The organism is Paenibacillus sp. FSL H7-0756 (genome assembly GCF_038006765.1).
GTDB lineage: Bacteria > Bacillota > Bacilli > Paenibacillales > Paenibacillaceae > Paenibacillus_AQ.
The window spans coordinates 209,064-226,544 of the sequence record NZ_JBBOVT010000001.1 but is presented as its reverse complement, the minus strand read 5'-3'; the positions used below and the strand labels follow the sequence as shown (position 1 = coordinate 226,544).

The 17,481-nt window shown below is 55.5% G+C and carries 15 protein-coding genes; 12 read left to right on the top strand and 3 right to left on the bottom strand.

Going from position 1 to position 17,481, the window contains the following annotated elements; translation table 11 throughout:
* Nucleotides 1–141 precede the first annotated feature (141 nt).
* The 5 genes from NST04_RS00990 to NST04_RS00970 all read left to right on the top strand — a co-directional run bounded on the left by NST04_RS00990 (nt 142) and on the right by NST04_RS00970 (nt 4,507).
* Complete coding sequence (locus tag NST04_RS00990; RefSeq protein ID WP_341182796.1) at nt 142–345, top strand: CsbD family protein; 204 nt, start codon at nt 142–144, stop codon at nt 343–345.
* Between the two features lie 193 nt (nt 346–538).
* Nucleotides 539–1,954 carry an ATP-binding protein gene (locus NST04_RS00985; protein ID WP_341182795.1) on the top strand — a complete coding sequence of 472 codons (1,416 nt, stop codon included), beginning with the start codon at nt 539–541 and terminating at the stop codon, nt 1,952–1,954.
* Between the two features lie 101 nt (nt 1,955–2,055).
* Nucleotides 2,056–3,330: an MFS transporter gene (locus NST04_RS00980; protein ID WP_341182794.1), complete on the top strand. Its 1,275-nt coding sequence runs from the start codon at nt 2,056–2,058 to the stop codon at nt 3,328–3,330.
* Between the two features lie 24 nt (nt 3,331–3,354).
* Nucleotides 3,355–4,017 (top strand): oxidoreductase, encoded by a 663-nt coding sequence (locus NST04_RS00975; RefSeq protein WP_341182793.1) that lies wholly within the window; start codon nt 3,355–3,357, stop codon nt 4,015–4,017.
* 109 nt (nt 4,018–4,126) lie between these two features.
* The gene (locus NST04_RS00970; protein WP_341182792.1) at nt 4,127–4,507 is read left to right on the top strand and encodes a RidA family protein; all 381 of its coding nucleotides are present in this window, start codon (nt 4,127–4,129) and stop codon (nt 4,505–4,507) included.
* A 121-nt stretch (nt 4,508–4,628) separates the two neighbouring features.
* Here the strand turns inward: NST04_RS00970 and NST04_RS00965 are convergent, their stop codons facing one another.
* Nucleotides 4,629–5,393, bottom strand: coding sequence for a TspO/MBR family protein (locus NST04_RS00965; RefSeq protein ID WP_341182791.1), 765 nt, complete (start codon nt 5,391–5,393; stop codon nt 4,629–4,631).
* 198 nt (nt 5,394–5,591) lie between these two features.
* On the opposite strand from NST04_RS00965, the gene NST04_RS00960 reads away from it, so the two are divergent.
* The 4 genes from NST04_RS00960 to NST04_RS00945 all read left to right on the top strand — a co-directional run bounded on the left by NST04_RS00960 (nt 5,592) and on the right by NST04_RS00945 (nt 12,818).
* Nucleotides 5,592–8,042 carry a glycoside hydrolase family 31 protein gene (locus NST04_RS00960; RefSeq protein ID WP_341182790.1) on the top strand — a complete coding sequence of 817 codons (2,451 nt, stop codon included), beginning with the start codon at nt 5,592–5,594 and terminating at the stop codon, nt 8,040–8,042.
* A 125-nt stretch (nt 8,043–8,167) separates the two neighbouring features.
* Nucleotides 8,168–8,386: a hypothetical protein gene (locus NST04_RS00955; protein ID WP_341182789.1), complete on the top strand. Its 219-nt coding sequence runs from the start codon at nt 8,168–8,170 to the stop codon at nt 8,384–8,386.
* A gap of 328 nt (nt 8,387–8,714) precedes the next feature.
* Nucleotides 8,715–11,804: a DEAD/DEAH box helicase gene (locus NST04_RS00950; protein WP_341182788.1), complete on the top strand. Its 3,090-nt coding sequence runs from the start codon at nt 8,715–8,717 to the stop codon at nt 11,802–11,804.
* Nucleotides 11,805–11,843: 39 nt separating this feature from the next.
* The gene (locus tag NST04_RS00945) at nt 11,844–12,818 is read left to right on the top strand and encodes a hypothetical protein (RefSeq protein ID WP_341182787.1); all 975 of its coding nucleotides are present in this window, start codon (nt 11,844–11,846) and stop codon (nt 12,816–12,818) included.
* Nucleotides 12,819–13,542: 724 nt separating this feature from the next.
* On the opposite strand, the gene NST04_RS00940 is transcribed toward NST04_RS00945, so the two are convergent.
* Both NST04_RS00940 and NST04_RS00935 read right to left on the bottom strand, forming a co-directional pair.
* Nucleotides 13,543–14,205, bottom strand: a complete 663-nt coding sequence (locus NST04_RS00940; RefSeq protein ID WP_341185151.1) for a GTP pyrophosphokinase — start codon at nt 14,203–14,205, stop codon at nt 13,543–13,545.
* 284 nt (nt 14,206–14,489) lie between these two features.
* Nucleotides 14,490–14,864 (bottom strand): hypothetical protein, encoded by a 375-nt coding sequence (locus NST04_RS00935; RefSeq protein ID WP_341182786.1) that lies wholly within the window; start codon nt 14,862–14,864, stop codon nt 14,490–14,492.
* Between the two features lie 278 nt (nt 14,865–15,142).
* Here NST04_RS00935 and NST04_RS00930 point away from each other — a divergent pair, with 278 nt between their 5' ends.
* Genes NST04_RS00930 through NST04_RS00920 form a run of 3 tightly spaced genes read left to right on the top strand, consistent with a single transcriptional unit; the run spans nt 15,143 to nt 17,183 of the window.
* Nucleotides 15,143–15,973, top strand: coding sequence for a zinc ribbon domain-containing protein (locus NST04_RS00930; protein WP_341182785.1), 831 nt, complete (start codon nt 15,143–15,145; stop codon nt 15,971–15,973).
* 36 nt (nt 15,974–16,009) lie between these two features.
* Complete coding sequence (locus NST04_RS00925) at nt 16,010–16,828, top strand: TrmB family transcriptional regulator (protein ID WP_036722147.1); 819 nt, start codon at nt 16,010–16,012, stop codon at nt 16,826–16,828.
* 49 nt (nt 16,829–16,877) lie between these two features.
* A complete protein-coding gene (locus NST04_RS00920) occupies nt 16,878–17,183 on the top strand; it encodes a hypothetical protein (RefSeq protein ID WP_341182784.1) in 306 nt (101 codons plus the stop codon).
* The last annotated feature ends 298 nt before the right edge of the window (nt 17,184–17,481 follow it).

Genomic DNA, 17,481 nt, shown 5'->3' with positions numbered 1-17,481 from the left:
TTTGCACGGTTTTACCCCGTTGCAGGTTGCAGCCCCTGCACTCCTTGGCGATTCAGCGAAAAGTCATAGGGGTAATAGATCACAAGCAATTATAAGCTTTCGCCAGACATTAAATTAGACAACTAAGGAGATGAGCTTGTAGTGGATAACAATGTGATCAAAGGTAAGTGGCTGCAGATTAAAGGTGAAGCCAAGAAGCAATGGGGCAAGCTGACAGATGATGATCTGGATGTCATCGACGGTGAAAAAGACAAGCTGGTAGGCAAGCTGCAGGAGCGTTACGGCCATTCCAAAGATGAAGCCGAAGCGGAGTACCATAAGTGGGAGTCCTCCCACCGCAGCTAATCAGCAGTTCATAATAAAGGAAAGAGCGCAAATTGTATCTGATTTGCGCTCTTTTGCTGTCTTCCGGACATGCGGCAGCTTTCATTCTCATATATATACATATGCAATAGCCCTCACGCTTCATGTTTTCATTCCTCCAGTATGATACTATAAATATTATATGTGAACTTATTTTCGCTGCAGGAGTGAAGCCATGGAATATGTCAAAATCTTTTTTGTGAATACAGCTTTACTAATCACTCTGTCCTATCTGGCGAATCTAATATACAAGTACACCGTAACCCACGCATCCGAGCCTGTTAAAAGAGTAAGCTGGGTGCTGCTCGCGGTCTTCGCAGGGTGGATCAGCACCTTTTTCGGCTACAGACTGCATGAGCATGTCATTTTTGACCTGCGGTACGTACCGCTTATCATCTCAACACTGGCTTACCCCCAGCCCTTGGTTCTGATTATCATTGGAATCGCAACCGGGCTTACGCGCCTGACCTTCGGAGTGAACGAGGCAGCGCTGGTAGGCGTGCTGAATCTGACTATCCTGGGCTTTGTCTGTGCCGCTCTAAGCCTATGGATGAAGCGTTCGTCTTTCTCGATGATGCATAAGGGGATTGTCACCATCTTGGTAGTCAATGTAGTGAATGTGCTGAATATTGCCGTATTTGGGGTCATTCCCACACATGATTACATAACGAAGATTCTGCCGGTTACCTTTCCCGCAGGCCTTGTCCTCAGCGCTCTGTTCGCGCTGATTATCCGCGATTTCCATCTGGACCTGATGCGTACCGGACAGATCATTAGAGCGAATAAGCTGTTGTCCGAGCAGACGGAGGAGCTGCATAAGAATAAAATTGTGCTCGAGGAAAGAGCCAAGCAGCTCATGCTCGCCTCACAGTTCAAATCGGAGTTCCTGGCGAACATGTCCCATGAACTAAGAACCCCGCTGAACAGCATTATTAATCTGTCCCAGATGATAGAAGAAGGCGATGGGTCCCTGAGTGCGGAGGAGCTTGCTGAATATGGCGGGATCATTCACCGGTCGGGGGAGGATCTTCTGTCGCTCATCAATGATATTCTCGATCTGTCCAAGGTGGAGGCCGGGAAGCTGGATATTATTATAGAGGATTTAAATACCAGCGAGGTCCCTGATCTGCTCGTTCAGCAGTTTGGCGTCTTAGCCAGACAGAAACAGCTCACCTTCAGCGTCTCTCTGGACGAAGGGGTACCGGCCGTGATCTACACGGACCCCCAGCGGGTGCAGCAGATTCTGCGCAATCTGCTCTCGAATGCGTTCAAATTCACGATGACTGGCGGGGTCACTATGAATATCCGTGTAGTGGAACGTCAGGAGGGGGCTGCTTCGCAGAAGTGGATTGCCTTTGAGGTGCAGGATACCGGAATCGGCATTCCCCCGGAGAAGCATGATTTGATCTTCGAAGCCTTTGAACAGGCGGATATCAATGTCAGCCGCAAGTATGGCGGTACGGGACTGGGTTTGTCTATCAGCAATGATCTGGCCAGGCTCCTGGGCGGATTCATTACCCTGCATAGCCATGAAGGCCAGGGCAGTATATTCTCCCTACATTTGCCTCTACATTCAGGCGCGTCCGTCTAATCCCCGCAGCTCCAACTTTATTTGTGATTTCGGTGTATTGACAGGAATCTGGTGCTGAGTAGAATGAAGCAAAAGCCGCATCAAAGGAGAGTCATTCCCCCATGAACATCATGAGAAGCCGGCCGCTGCGGAACCGTTCCAAGGATTTGCGCAAGGCCTCCGTACACCGCAAGAATCTGCAGATCGCTACCTTTGAGGGGATACCATCCACCATATTCCAGGTGCTGCTGCAAGGCCAATTTCTTACAGGATTCCTGTTATACCTGGGTGCCAGCTCCAGTCAGATCGGATTTGTCCTGGCGCTTACTACGCTGGTGAACGTCGCACAGATCGGTGTGGCCTTCCTGATCCAGAGGCTGCCGAGCCGTAAGTGGGCGCTCGTGACTTTTATTGGCTTACACCGTCTGTTGTGGGGATCTACGGGGCTGGTTCCGTTTATTTTCCCGCAAGAGCACTGGGTTACCGCCTTCATCGTTCTGTATACCATTGCTTTCATTGCGAACACCGCCGGTGGTGTGCTCTGGAACTCGGTTATCAGTGACCTGGTGCCTGCAAGGGTCCGGGGCCGGTATTTCGGCATTCGTAATACATTCCTTAATGCACTGGGAAGCCTGGTGATGTACGGGGGCGGTATTATTCTTGACCGTTATCCGGGCGGACACGGATTCCTTATCCTGTATATTGTAGTGTGGATTTTCTCGATCTCGAACATCGTGGTGTTCTTCTTCTACCCGGATGTGCCGTTTGAGAAATCCGAAGAGAAGGCCTTTCTGCCGATGCTCAGGAAGCCGCTTCAGGACAAGCTGTTCATGAAATCCACGCTGTTCCTGTCTGCATGGCTGCTGCTGCAGAACCTGACTGTCCCGCTGTATTCGTATGTCATGCTGCAGCTGCTGAATATCAATTATGAGAAGCTGTCCCTGTTAAATGTGGCACAGACGGTCTTCATGATGGCCAGCTTCTATGTATGGGGCAACCTGAACGCCAGGCACAGTAACAAGAGGCTGCTGCTCTGGACCTTGCCGATTATCGCGGTCTCTTCCCTAATCTGGGGGCTCTTGTCCGTGCTGCCGATGCTTCCTGTATTATTCGCAGCCCATATTGTGTTCGGTGTGGGCGTGGGCGGCTTCAACCAGCTCGCGTTCAACTTCATTATTGGCGATACGCCGAAGCGCGAACGGCCGATGTATATGGCAATGTATGCGGCGCTTACCGGACTGGCGGCCTTCTTCGGCCCGCTGCTGGGCGGCCGTATCTACGAATGGATTAAGGAATGGCCGCAGTGGATGCAGATCTACGGCATGCAGTTAGTGGTAGGCGTGCTGATGATACTCCTGGCACTGCTGCTGGGCCGCCGTATTCTGAGGGATGAATAGGAGGAAGATAAGGAGGCTATTTCGGTGAGAAGAATTGCATTGGTACTGGGAGCTACAGGCCTGGTCGGCAGTGCGTTGACCCGGGACCTGCTGGGCGGGAGTTGGGACGAGGTCCGTGTACTGGTCCGCCGTCCGCTTGCGCTTGAGCATCCCAAGCTGAGACAGATTCAAGTAGATTGGGACCGGCTTGAGCAATACAGCGGGGAATTCGCCGGTGTATATGCAGTATTCTGCTGCCTGGGAACAACAATTAAGCAGGCGGGTTCGCAGGAGCAGTTCGAACGTGTAGATTTGGAATATCCGCTTGCCGCTGCGGCCCTGGCCAAAGAGCATAACGTGAAGCAGTTCCTGGCTGTGTCCTCTATGGGAGCCAGCGCCAAATCACGCACCTTCTATAGCCGGATTAAGGGGCGGACGGAGGAGGGCCTGATTGCTGCCGGATTCCACGGCCTGCATCTGTTCCGGCCGTCCCTGCTGCTGGGCGACCGGGCAGAATTCAGGCTGGGTGAACGCGCAGCGGCTGTGCTGATGAAGGCGCTGGATTTCGCCATGGTAGGCAAGGCTGCGAAGTTCCGGGCCATTCCAGCAGCCACGGTTGCGCGGGCGATGATGAATATTGCTCTGGCTGATACAGGCGGCGTGCATATCTACACGAATGAAGTCATTCATGTGATCGGCAAGCATTAACCGGGCAGCAGGGTTTGCAAACCGCAGACTACAGGACTTACAATAGGCATACGATTAGAATGTATATAGCGGTCTACAGGCCGCGTACAGCATGCAGGAGGCGTTCACTATGTCCAAGAAACAAGTAGCTACAAACAAAGCTCCCGGAGCGATCGGCCCTTACAGCCAGGCGATTGTTGCCGGCAACTGGGTCTACACTTCAGGCCAGCTCGGAATGGACCCGCAGACGGCGGAACTGCCGGTCAGTGTGCAGGAGCAGGCACGCCAGTCGCTTAACAATGTGAAGGCCATCCTGGAAGAGGCCGGAGCATCAATGGATCAGGTAGTGAAGACAACCGTGTATCTGAAGGATATGAATGATTTCGCGGCGGTTAACGAGGTGTACAGCACCTTCTTCACCGAGCCCTACCCGGCCCGCAGTGCCGTTGAGGTAGCCCGTCTGCCGAAAGACGCGCTGGTCGAGATCGAAGCGGTAGCGCGCAAGAAATAAGACCCCGGCCGGTTACAACCGGTCAAGGTATAGCACAGCGAAATCCCCCGCACGTGAATCAGGCGTGCGGGGGATTTTGCGTTCACATATCCCAAAACAGAAAACCATTAATTCAATTTATCTAGTATCTGCTGCGGGAACGGCGCGGAGTCAGCAGCAGCCAGATACTGTAGAGCAAGAGAAGTCCTGCTGCAATCAGGCTGGTGAAATACACCTCATTCGTGTCCTTATGCTCCATAGCAATGGCGATGTAGGCCCAAACGAAGACGAGCGGGTAGATGCTGTCCCGGTACGGGTAGCTTACCAGCACAGCCAATACAGCACCGACGCAGAGCATGATGACTGCCCAGAACGGGGCACTGAGTCCGAAGCCGTCCCAGTCATTCTTCACCAGCACAACGCTGACATTGACAATGGTGGCTACCGAGATCCAGCCGAGGTACAGGCTGAACGGCAGCTTCACGAGCCATTTCTCGCCAGCCGTGGGATCTGCGATGAAGCGGGTCTTGCGGTAAATGACGATCAGAGAGAGCAGCAGAAGCACCATCGCCACCAGCGACAGCTCAATGTACAGATAATGCCAGAGGAGCAGCCAGCCCATATTGAAGATACAGCTGAGCATGAACCAGATCCCGATCCGCTGGACAGACTCCCTGCCCCCGGTATCGCTGCGGAACTGATAAATAATGAATCCCGCCAGCAGCAGATAGATCAGGGACCAGATGGAAAAAGCATATCCGGCCGGTGTGAGGTACGTATGATACCTGTCCGAGATTTCGGCGGTGCTGTTCCCGCCAAGCGGCAGGACGACCGAAAGGGTATTGACGGCAATGACGCCGAGGAAGAGCAGCAAATTCCCCCACTTATAAGGATTAGTTCCAGTCATATGACCACTCCCTAACTTGGTTGATAATTACGTTTTGGCCTTGGCCTATATAGAATATACCCGCTTTGGCAGCAAATAAGACTAATCCGGCGAAAAAAATGACCAATTGGTCATAACAATTGCGGATAGTATTCCTGAGGCCCGGGGTAATATGTAGTCAGGAAGTAGATCAGCAAGCAGCGAAGGGAGAGAAGATACATGGAGAGCAGTGAGGCGATACGCCCCGAGAAGATGGGGCCGCTGGTGATGAAGGAGACCTGGAACACGCCGGGCAGTGTGGTGTCCTGGGAACGCTCCGAGAATATCTACATTGTCAGGGGGGAATGCGCCGGAATGGCTTTTATCTTTCTGAGCGATGATATGTTCCGGATGAAGGTCTTCCATGATAAGGTGCCGGACCTGACCACCTCGGAAGCGGTGCTGAAGGACTGCTGTATTCCGCATCTGTTTCCGGTAGAGGAGACGGAGGAGCAGCTCATTTTCTCTACGGGTGCCATCCGGCTGATTATTGAGAAGGTCTCATTTCTGCTCCGTGTGGAGAATACGTCAGGCAAGGTGATTATGCAGCAAAATCTGACGAGCTGGAACCCGCGCGGCGCAAGCCATGCCGAATATGATATGCAGCCGGACTCGCATTTCTACGGACTGGGTGAGAAGTCGAGCTTCCTGGATAAACGCGGGGAGCGTTATACGAACTGGAACACCGATGTGTTCGCCCCGCATCTGCCGGAGATTGAAGCGCTCTATGAGTCGATTCCGCTCATTATCCACATGCACGGTGACCTCTCCTACGGGCTGTTTCTGGATAATACGGGCCGGAGTGATTTCGACATGCGCTCGCACGGCATTGCTTTTACCATTGGCTGCTCTACAGGAGCGTACGATATCTATTTCATTAACGGGCCTGAGATGAAGGATGTCGTCAAAAGATACACCACGCTCACCGGCCGGATTGCGCTTCCGCCGAAGTGGGCGCTTGGTTACCACCAGTCGCGCTACAGTTATATGAATCAGCAGGAGGTGCTGCAGCTGGCCAAGACCTTCCGTGAGAAGAATATCCCGTGCGATGTGATCTATCTGGATATCCACTATATGGACGAGTACCGCGTATTCACTTTTGACCCTGTTAACTTCCCTGATCCGCAGAAAATGATCTCGGAGCTCGCGGAGCTGGGCGTGCGCATTGTCCCGATTGTCGATCCCGGCGTCAAAAAAGACCCCAAATACGAGGTGTATAAGCAAGGTGTGCTGGAGAAGCACTTTTGCCGCCGCCTGGAGGGCGATATTTTCTTCGGTGAGGTGTGGCCGGGGATCAGCGCCTTTCCGGATTTCAGCGACAGCCGGACTGCCGAGTGGTGGGGAGATCTGCACAAATACTACACGGAGCTTGGCATTCAGGGCATCTGGAACGATATGAACGAGCCTGCGGTCTTCAATGAGACCAAGACAATGGATCTGGATGTGATGCATTTCAACAACGGGCGGGCGGTTACTCATGAGGAGTACCATAACTTGTACGGGATGATGATGTCCAAGGCGACCTATGAGGGGCTGGCCGAGCATATGGGGGGCGAGCGTCCGTTTGTGCTGACCCGTGCCGGGTATGCGGGCATCCAGCGCTATGCGGCCGTATGGACCGGCGATAACCGCAGCTTCTGGGAGCATATGGCGATGGCGATGCCGATGGTGCTCAACATGGGGCTGTCCGGGCTGGCCTTCTCGGGGCCGGATATCGGCGGGTTCGCCCATCATACGTCGGCGCAGCTGCTGGTGCGGTGGACGCAGATGGGTGTCTTTTTCCCATACTGCCGCAATCACTCCTCCATCGGGACGCTGCGCCAGGAGCCGTGGTCCTTCGGAGAAGAGGTGGAAGGGATTCTGCGTGAATTCATCGGGCTGAGGTACCGCTGGATGCCGCATTTGTATAATCTGTTTCATGAAGCGGAGAAGAGCGGTCTGCCTGTCATCCGTCCGCTGGTGCTCGAATATCCGCGTGATCCGCATGTCAGTAACCTGTGCGACCAGTTCCTGCTGGGTGAAAATGTGCTGATTGCCCCGGTCTACCGCCCGGATACGGATCACCGCTCTGTCTATCTGCCGGAAGGCCGCTGGCTGGATTATTGGGACGGGGAGATCCACGAAGGCGGACGCCATATTCTTGCGGCTGCGCCGCTGCACATCATGCCGATGTATGTGAAGGCAGGAAGCTTCGTGGCCGAAGGCCCGCTGAGACAATATGCGCTGGAGGATACGGAGGAGACAATTATTTTCCACCTCTATGGGGCGGAAGCGGCTGAGGGCTTCTCTTCGTCCTTCAGGCTGTATGAGGATGACGGCCACAGCTTCAGCTACCGCAAGGGGCAGTATACGGAGCTTACCGTGCAGGCTGAAGGCGGGGAAGGTGTGCTTGCACTGAAGTGGGCATATGCGGTGCATGACTACAAGCCGCGCCGGGAGACGCTGCGGTTCGCGCTCTGCTATCCGTTCTTCACTGTTGCTGCGGTAGAGGGGCTTGCGGAGATTAGTCTGGAAGAGCTGAATGAAGGGGCGCTGGGCTGGGCCCGGAACGGCAAGAACGGCGCGATCATCGTTCAGGTAGCGGACGCTGCCGGGGGCGGGGAGCTGCGGATTCTGGCGGATACGGATTAGGGGGCAGGTAAATATAACCCGTCATAGTGTGGTAGTCCAGCACGAGTTGCTGCACGGGATTGGAGGACCGGCTTGCCTGGAGAGGCAGGCTGGTTCTTTCTGCTGTGCTAGGGGAGAGGCGGCTGATGCAACCCCAACCTGATGACAGTGATGCTGCACTTTTCGGGACTTTCCGCGGCTATATGCTGCCCAAAATGCAACAATCCCTGTATTATTTCGAGCATTACTCCAAAATGTTGTATGAAAGGCATGAATCCCGCTCATCCAAGCGGCTGGTAGAGAGAATTGCTGCCATTCTTACAACTTTCCCCCTGAAGGCCGTCTATTATTTGAACCAGAGTTGACATTTGTGCAACACCTTGGTGCTTTGCATCATTTATGGCCCATTTGGCGCTGCTATCCCGCTGCCTGGACAGTAATGGCCTGATCTGAACAACAATCTGCTGAATATCACAGAAAATGTGCAGAAAAGTTTTTAAATATAGGCTTTTTCGTATAAGATGAAGGGATGAAGAAAAAGTTGCAGCAAACAACGTAACAGGAAGGCTGTACGGCTAGAGCTATTACCGTCGGAGCAGCTTCATAATATATTTCTCGCGCAGCAGGAGGCAGTCTTCCGGAGTGGAAGGGCTGCTCTTGCTGTTTGCTCACAAGAATGGAGATCAACCAACAATGATTAAGCATCTGTATGCAATATGGTTAGGGGACGTATTATTCTGCTTCTCGGGCGAAACCTCCGAGCCGAAGGTGGACGCATGGACACGTGTGATCAAACGGCTGGAGCTCCGCAGTGGCTGGCGTCCTTTTGCGGGTGCTGCCCTGCGGCTGGCGGAGGTGAAGTATCCTGCGGCCGCTGCTGCGGAGGGCAAGCCGGCGCGGCGCGGACTGCCTGGACGTACGCTGGAAGGACTGGCGCTGTCTCCGAAGGATGCCTTCGAGCTGCTGCTGGCCTGGGATGAGCAGGCGAGCCGCGCCCAGGGCATTGAGCCTGGAGGAGAGCTGCGCTACTGGTCGGCAGCGGCCCGCTTCGCGCTGGAGCTGATGGGCAAAGGCGGGATTGTGCCCGGAGCTCAGCCCCCGCGCAAGGTGGGCTCGCGGCGGCGCGGCGGCGAACAGGCTGCTGCCGTATGCTGGTCACCGGCGTTCCGGGAAGAGGCGGATAAGGAGTTCTTCCTGCAGATGGCGGCTTCTATGCCGGTGCTTGCGCTCGGCACGCATGTAGCAGAGGAAGGCGACCTGTCCTCGCGCGAGGAAGCGGGCGGGTATGTGCTGTATTCCTTCCTGCAGGCGGTCATGACCGCTGAGATCAAGAATGTGGTTGCCGCCCATGAGAGCGCGCTGGCGCCGTATAAGGCTAACTACCGCCGCGGCTATTCTCCGCTGACTGAGCTGTGGTGGAACAGTCTGCTCACCGGCAGCCGGGATATTCCCGTGCAGGGGACCCCGGCTGAGGTGACGGAGCTGCTGACCGTGGTGAACGAGACGGCGGCCCATGAGGTGCCGCATTTCGAGACCGAGGAGGCCCGCAGCGGACAGCTTAGTCTGGGCCTGCGGCTGGAGCCGCCGGCGGAGGAGAGCGAGCTGTGGCAACTGACCTTCTGGGCGGAGAGCCGGGAGGAGGGGGAATTCTGGATTCCGGCGGAAGCGGTGTGGAGCAGCCGGGAGCGGGAATTCACTCTCTGGGGCAAGCGATACCGCAATATCCAGCAGCAGCTGCTTGCTGCGCTGGGACGGGCGGCGAAGAGTTCGCCGGATATCCGGCGATCGCTGGCTGAACCGGCTCCGCGCGGAATTGAGCTGGCGCCGGAGCGGCTGTATTTCTTCCTGAAGGAGAGCGTGCAGCTGCTGCGGGAGCGGGGAATTACGGTGCAGATGCCATCGCGCTGGAGCCGTGAGGGACGTCGGCGGATCGGCATGAGAATGAAAATGCAGCCGCCGGTTGGCGGAATGGATGGTCCGGTTCAGCCGGCGCTGGGCATGGAAGAGCTGATCTCCTTCCGCATTGAAGCCTCTTTGGGGGATTCGGACATCACTGAGGATGAACTGAATGCCCTGGTGGAGGCGGGTGTGCCTTTTGTGCGCTTCCGGGGAGAATGGATTGAAGTGGACCCGAAGGAAGTGCGTCAGGTCCTGAAGTATATTAAGCGTGGTGAGAGCGGAGAGATGACCGCAGCCGACTGGATGCGCCTGGAGGCTGAAGAGGGCGAGGAGCGGCTGTGGAAGGGTATGTCGGTTACCGGCATGGAGACCTCGGGCCTGCTGGCTTCCCTCATGAATGGCGATGTGCTGCGCGGAATGCCGCTGCGTCCCGTGCCGGAGGATCTGAACGGGACACTGCGTCCTTATCAGGAGCGGGGGTATCAGTGGCTTACCACGCTCAGCAATCTCGGCTTCGGCGTCTGCCTGGCTGACGATATGGGCCTCGGCAAAACCATACAGGTCATCACCTGCCTCCTGGACCGGGCGCTGAATGCCCCGCCAGGTGAGAAGCAGGAGCCTGTGCTGATTCTCTGCCCGACCTCGCTGCTTGGCAACTGGCAGCGGGAATTGCAGCGCTTCGCCCCTTCGCTTAGCCTGCATATTCACCATGGAGGGCGGCGGGTGCGCGGCGAAGGGTTCAGGGAACTGGCGGCCAGCCATGAGATTGTGCTGACTACCTACCATTTGGCGGGCCGGGACAGTGAGGATCTGGCCGGGGTACGCTGGTCTACCGTTGTGCTGGATGAAGCGCAGTATATCAAGAATCACCGCACCAAGCAGGCGCAGAGCGTCATGAAGCTGAGCGCGCCGAACCGGATCGCAATGACCGGGACTCCGGTGGAGAACCGGCTGGGCGAGCTGTGGTCGATTTTCCATTTTCTCAACCCAGGCTATCTGGGTACGTACCATTCCTTCCGCCAGCGTTATGTGTCGGGAGAGGGCGGCGAACGGCTGCGTGAGCTGCACCGGCTGGTCTCGCCCTTCCTGCTGCGGCGTCTCAAGAGTGACCCGGATATCTCGAAGGATCTGCCGGAGAAGCTTGAGCTGAAGTCTTATTGTCCGCTTACGGAGACCCAGGCCGCGCTGTATCAGGGGGTTGTGGATGAGATGCTTGGCGTCATCGGTGAGCGCTCGGGCATGGCCCGGCGGGGACTGGTGCTGTCTTCCCTGACCAAGCTGAAGCAGATCTGCGATCATCCCCAGCTGTTCCGCAAGGACGAGGGGCGGAGCCTGCGCAGTGAGCCTTCGGGCAAAATGGACGTCATGTTCGAGGTGCTCGACAGCATCTCCGAGCTTGGCGAATCAGCGCTGATCTTCACCCAGTATGTAGCTATGGGCGAACTGCTCGTCAGCCGGCTGGCCCGAAGATACGGGCAGACACCGTTGTTCCTGCATGGCGGCATCTCGAAGCGTGATCGCGACGAGATGGTGCATGCTTTTCAGGAGGGAGAAGGTCCGGCCTTCTTCGTTCTCTCGCTTAAGGCAGGCGGCGTCGGCCTCAATCTGACTCGGGCCAACCATGTGCTGCATTATGACCGCTGGTGGAACCCGGCTGTAGAGAATCAAGCGACGGACCGCGCCTTCCGGATTGGACAGCACAAGAATGTACAGGTGCATAAGCTGATCTGCCAGGGAACGCTGGAAGAGCGGATCGACGAGCTGATTGAACGCAAAAAAAGCCTGTCCGAGCAGGTCGTCGGCTCCGGCGAGAACTGGTTGACCGAGATGTCGAACCATGAACTCAAAGAGCTGATTGAACTGCAGGGACAGGATTGGATGTAGATTGTGCAAAAGATTGTAAGGCAGAAGGAGGAAACATCTATGAATGAGCTGCTGGAGCTGCGGCTGGAGGTGCTGCCCGGGGTCATCAAGGCCACCGGGACTGTGGGGCCTGCTGCTGAAGCAGCAAACAGACGCAGCAGCAAAGCTGGAGCGGGGAAAGAGAAGCAAGGGGAGCTGGGCCGGCGGGTGGAGAATAAGCAGCTGGTGCAGCCAAGGGAAGGAGAGCGGGTGGAAGCAGTGCCGCAAGTGCAGCAAGGAGAAAGGGCAGGGAACAGGCAGGGGGCGGAGCAAGGGCAGGGAAAAAGGACGGAACCCGTGCTGCAGGTACAGCAAGGACAGCAGGCGCCACTATCGCAGGTGCAGCGGGAGGCTGTCACTCTGCTTATTCCACAGTGGACACCCGCCCGGAAGAATGAAGTGCTGCATCAGCTCGCTGCGCATCCGGGTGAACTGTATGACCTGCTGCAGGGCAGCCTGAATGGCGGGCTTGCTGCGCTGGAGTTGCTGCCTGCGGATGATGAGTTGAGGCTGGCAGCGGATGAACAGGGCACGGGTCTGCTGCCCGCCGAGAAACTGGTGGAGCGGATCAGTCAGCAGCTTACCCAGGAGCCGCTGCTTGCGTTCGCCCTGCGCGGACTGTCCAAGGAAGAGCTGCTCTCCGGTGTGTTCGCCCTGTGGGCGGAACAGGAGAACGAGCGGAGTGCGGAAGAAGATGCGCCTGCATCTGTGTCGCTCGCGGCCGAGTTAGCCCGGCTGGAGCGCAAGGGTCCGGCTGTATCCTCTGGAGAATGGCTGGCCGAGGCTGCGGCTGAAGGCTCACTGCACCAGCCGGGGCCGCTGTTTCATGAGATCTCCTCGCGTCCTTTTCCGGCAATGCCTGAGGTAATGGAACCGGAGGAGGATTGGAGCGCACTTCTGCCGCAGACACCGAAGGCCCGTGAAGGGCTTGCGCTGCTGATGCGCCGGGTCTCGGAAGCCGCCGCGAAGCGGGCGGCGGGCTTGAATAAGCTGTAGCTGCGGGTTCGTGAGGTGGGCTTGAATAAGCTTTGGGTGCATGGGTTCGTGAGTAGGGGCTTGAGTAAGCTCCAGGTTCGTGGATTTATAGCTGGGCTTTGAGCAAGTTGTAGGTGCGTGGATTGGTGAGTAGGGGCTTGAGTAAGCTGTAGGTGCATGGGTTCGTGAGGCGGGCTTGAATAAGCTGTAGGTGCATGGGTTCGTGAGTAGGGCTTGAATAAGCTCCGGGTTGCACGGATAGGTTCAGTGGGATTGAATGAGCTGTAGGCTACAATGTTTGTTCGGCGACTGAAGCTGCTCTTTAAGTAATATAGAGTGTAAACTAGACCAACTGGTGGAAATGAATCAGATGCTGGGACACGAACGCAAGAGATGATCTTACAAGTAATATTAGTTTTGAGAGCAGTGCGCCGGGGAGGCTGCAAGGGAATGAAGGGGATAAATCCCACTGAATCAGCCAGAAGTCGGTGTGCTGAGGTAGCCAATATTCTTCGGGCGGGAATGAGGTGCAGAAGTGCCCCTGAATTGGCCTAAACCGGGCGGAAGGCGGGAATGAGGGGCAGAAGTGCACCTGAATTAGCCCAAACTGGGTGGTAGGGCGGCCCTACCACATCAAGCCAAAAACAAAAGAGGAGCACAAAAGTGCCCCTCTTGTAGCCGGATAAAGGCCTAGCTGCGGCCAATTCATCCTAAGTTTATGTGTGTTCTGTACTGCACTGCACAATTAAGACTCGTTACCGCTGCTGCCTTCTGACAGCTCCAGGATCTCCCGGCGCAGACGGAGCATCTTCTGGTCGAGCTCATCGGCGGCACGGGCGGCTTCCTTCAATTCCTCGGCCACATGAGAGGGCAGCTGTTTGTCGAATTTATAGTAGAGAATATGCTCCATGCTGGCCCAGAAATCCATGGCTAGCGTACGTAGTTGCATCTCTGCCTTCACCCAGCGTGTGCCATCCAGCAGCACCAGCGGTATAGCCACGATAAGGTGCAGGCTCTGGTAGCCGTTCGGCTTCGGATGGGCGATGTAATCCTTAATCTCAAGCACACGGATATCCTCGCGGGCGCACAGGTGATCCACCAGCCGGTAGATATCCTTCACGAAGGCGCAGACAATCCGCATCCCTGCAATATCATGGATGTGCTGTTCCATATTATCCAGGTTCAGCTCATAGCCCTTGCGCTGCATCTTTTGCACAATGCTCTTCGGTTCTTTGATCCGGCATTTCACATGCTCAATCGGGCTGAAGCCGTCACGCACCTGCCACTCGGTCCGGATGATATCGATTTTATTCTCAAGCTCATTCAGAGCATGGCGGTACAGCGCCGGCAAAGCCTTGAAATTCTCAACCTGCTTGGCAAAATCCTCGTTAATCTGCCACTTCTGCATATCCTTCACGTGGACCTGCAACTTGTTCAATGTTACTTTTGTACTATCATATTCTTCCACTGAAACTCTCCCGGTGATCGTAATTTGTGACTGTAGACCATGAATGGATGACTACGGCAATCATATACAGCGCTAGCTGCGGTTCTGATTCTATCTTAACCGATGTACAGCCCCGGAAGCAAAATAAAACCGTAACCCTGGCCGAAGAGAAACATTCTTCCCTCCGGCGCGTATTAGCACAGTATAGGCATTAATCCGTTCTTATGGCGTAGCTCCGTTCATTCTTATTTGTTGGTGGGGGAGCCAGTGCCGTAACCTTCATCCTGGTAGCCCGTATTCTCGAGCTTCTGCAGGACGTTCAATCCTTCGATCTGAAGGCGGGTCTCGTCAGTGCCGTGGTCGTGCAGATACTGGAACAGGCGGATGGTGGCGTCATCGAACTGCTCTGCGGCATCATCATGATCGGCTGACTTGTAGGGAACCAGAGCACGCCTGAAGGCGTATTCATCCCCGCTGGCCAGATCGGCCAGGAGATCCTGAAGCACGGTCAGCCCGTCACTGGACAGCAGAACTTCGTAGTCACCGGATTCGCCCCTCTCTTCCTGAATCAGACCGTGATTCACTGAGACGAAATATCGGTTAAGGTTATCGTTAGGCACAATTCATCCCTCCATCATTCGATAATGTACGGGTACGCAGGAACGAAGAACAGCAGAAGGCAAAATGTATGATTGCTTCTTCCGCAGCATACTCATTCCAATATGAACGCTAGCCGCTCTACTTGGTATTTACCACATGACGACAAATAATGAATCTGCCGTGGACTTTTGGTATGATAGAATCACGTTTCCGCTGCTGCATGGAGCGGCAATCGGAATGGAAGGATATACGCGGCTGCGAATCAGCCTATTCTCACTCTGGAGAAGGAGGAACTACAATGAATTTACTGCAACGCATTAAAGACGGTGCCAGCCGGGTGAGTGAAAAAGCGCAAAGCTCGGTGGAAGTGAGCAAGCTGAATGGGCAGATTTCGGATATTGAGCATGAGATGCAGGTTGAATTTCTGAAAATGGGGAAGCTGTTCTACGAGGGATATCGTTCAAGGGATATGTCGGTGGCTGAAGGCAAGATGATCGAGCTTGCGCGGGGCTGTAACAAGCTGCAGGAGCAGATCGAGGACGTACGCTCAAGAATTGCCGAACTGAGGAATGAACGCTTGTGCGCCTGCGGTCAGATCGTAGGGCTGGATGCCAATTTCTGTCCGCATTGCGGACGTAAGCTGGAAGCACGCAAGCCGGAAGATAAAGAGATTTCACTGCGTAAAGAGCCGGCTTCGGCGGCCGCCGCTGCTGCAGCGCCATCTGCGGTTACCGTACATACGGTGCTGGAGCATGAAGATGAGGAAGACCAGTACTACGGCGAGGAAGAGCTGACCGAAGCGGAACGCGAGCTGGCGAGAAGACCCGAAGCACGTGTGCAGTACGCGGAGGTGCTGCCCGAACTGGAGGAAGAGACAGAGCTGGAGGAAGCAGAACGGATGGCTTCAGGTTCTGACCGGAGCCGCCGGGAGGCAGATGAACTGGAACGGGAACGGGAGCGGCAACTGGAGCTGGACCGCCGGATCAGGGACTGGAAAGCAGGTGAGCCAGCCGAAGAGCGGGTGGCCGGAGACGCGGATACACGGGAGATCGTGAATTGCCAGATCTGCCGCGCCGATCTGCCGAAGGGCTCCATGTGGTGCCCGCGCTGCGGCTCGGAACAAATATAGACAGTGTAGTACTGACAGCTTAGGGGGACAACATAGATGGAACAGTTGCTGCTGCATCTGCGCAATTTGGGTTTCACAGAGATGGAATCCAAAATTATGGTTGAGCTGGCCACCAAGGGCCAGGCTTCGGGCTACGAAGTGGCAAAGCAGCTAGGAGTATCAAGATCGAACGTATACGCGGCGCTTCAGCGCCTGACTCAGCAAGGCTATGTGCGCTGCGGAGAAGGGGAGCCGGCACGATATAGTGTGCTGGACCCGGAAGAGCTGGCCACGATGATATCCGGCCGGGTGCAGGCCTCGCTTGCCTATATGGAGAGTGAAATGCCGCGCGGGGGGCCGGTCAGCCCCTCCTTCTACAACGTGGAGGGTGACCGGAATGTCATTGGAGAGCTGGTCCGCCAGCTGAATCTTGCCGCTCAGGAGATTGTAGTGGATGTGTGGCGGGAGGAAGCCTCGCTGCTGCGCAGTGAGCTTGAGCAGGCGGAGAAGCGCGGAGTGAAGCTGCTGTGGGCTTTTGACGGCGGCGATGCTGTACCGGCACCTTATCCGGTATGGCCGCCCCTGCCGGGTAAGCCGGAACGCAGCGGAGGCCGTAAGTTCTCCTTCGTCGTGGACCGGAGCTGGTGCATGCTCGGCATGCGTTATGAGGACGGGAGCGCCCAGGCCGTGATTACCGAGCATCCGGTGCTGGTGGAGCTGCTGCTCAAATCTTTTACACAGGAATTGGTATTGTTCGAGCTGGAAGAAGATATGGGTCCCGAACTGCAGCGGCGCTACGGGGAGCGCTACAGCCGGATCTACAGCAAATATGTGCTGCATGATCAGGAGGAATCCGGAGAAGAGCCGGAGGAATAGGGCTGGAGTAGTAAGTGCCCAAGTTCACTAAGCGAGGGAGGTGACAAGCATGGAGTGTATTGTACATTTTGAAGTGCAGCATGCAGATGGCATCAAGCCGCTGCGCGGACTGCTGTTCCTGGAAGAGGGCAAGACCCCGGGAGAACGGGAGCTGGTGGAGATGTTCAAGGACATGAAGTTCAACGTCCGGCTGGATAACCGGGAGAAATGGATTTTCAAGCCCGTGGCTCCGGGAGAAAGTTATTCCGAGATCCGCATTACCAGCTTTGACAACGGGAAGAAAAACAGCAAGCCGGAGGGTGAGCTGAAGTCGATTGTCGGTAACTTGCTGCCCCAGAAGCCAACAGGGCTGTAACCGGAGCGGCGGGGTTCCAGATAACAAAGAGCAGGTCCAGAGGAATTCCCGGGGCCTGCTCTTTGTGTTGGGAGAAATATTATTCCAACTTTTTCATTAGCCAAACCAATCTGCTTCCTTCTAACGGACCTGAGAGACTCTATTCCTTGGAGAACACCACTTTTGGTGTCTTAACGGACAGAGTGGACCTTAAGGTTGCTCAAAACGATACTTAAGAGCAGTATTTCAGAGAATAAGGTCCGTATGGTCCCTTACTTGCCTGATTTATGACTTTCATCCAGAATAAGAGCGCCTCAGT

Coding starts and splice junctions, on each gene's coding strand:
- NST04_RS00960 (WP_341182790.1), top strand. CDS start 5,592: ATGGAGAGCAGTGAGGCGATACGCCCCGAGAAGATGGGGCCGCTGGTG.
- NST04_RS00945 (WP_341182787.1), top strand. CDS start 11,844: ATGAATGAGCTGCTGGAGCTGCGGCTGGAGGTGCTGCCCGGGGTCATC.
- NST04_RS00985 (WP_341182795.1), top strand. CDS start 539: ATGGAATATGTCAAAATCTTTTTTGTGAATACAGCTTTACTAATCACT.
- NST04_RS00970 (WP_341182792.1), top strand. CDS start 4,127: ATGTCCAAGAAACAAGTAGCTACAAACAAAGCTCCCGGAGCGATCGGC.
- NST04_RS00930 (WP_341182785.1), top strand. CDS start 15,143: ATGAATTTACTGCAACGCATTAAAGACGGTGCCAGCCGGGTGAGTGAA.
- NST04_RS00980 (WP_341182794.1), top strand. CDS start 2,056: ATGAACATCATGAGAAGCCGGCCGCTGCGGAACCGTTCCAAGGATTTG.
- NST04_RS00920 (WP_341182784.1), top strand. CDS start 16,878: ATGGAGTGTATTGTACATTTTGAAGTGCAGCATGCAGATGGCATCAAG.
- NST04_RS00965 (WP_341182791.1), bottom strand. CDS start 5,393: ATGACTGGAACTAATCCTTATAAGTGGGGGAATTTGCTGCTCTTCCTC.
- NST04_RS00925 (WP_036722147.1), top strand. CDS start 16,010: ATGGAACAGTTGCTGCTGCATCTGCGCAATTTGGGTTTCACAGAGATG.
- NST04_RS00940 (WP_341185151.1), bottom strand. CDS start 14,205: ATGCAGAAGTGGCAGATTAACGAGGATTTTGCCAAGCAGGTTGAGAAT.
- NST04_RS00955 (WP_341182789.1), top strand. CDS start 8,168: ATGCAACCCCAACCTGATGACAGTGATGCTGCACTTTTCGGGACTTTC.
- NST04_RS00950 (WP_341182788.1), top strand. CDS start 8,715: ATGATTAAGCATCTGTATGCAATATGGTTAGGGGACGTATTATTCTGC.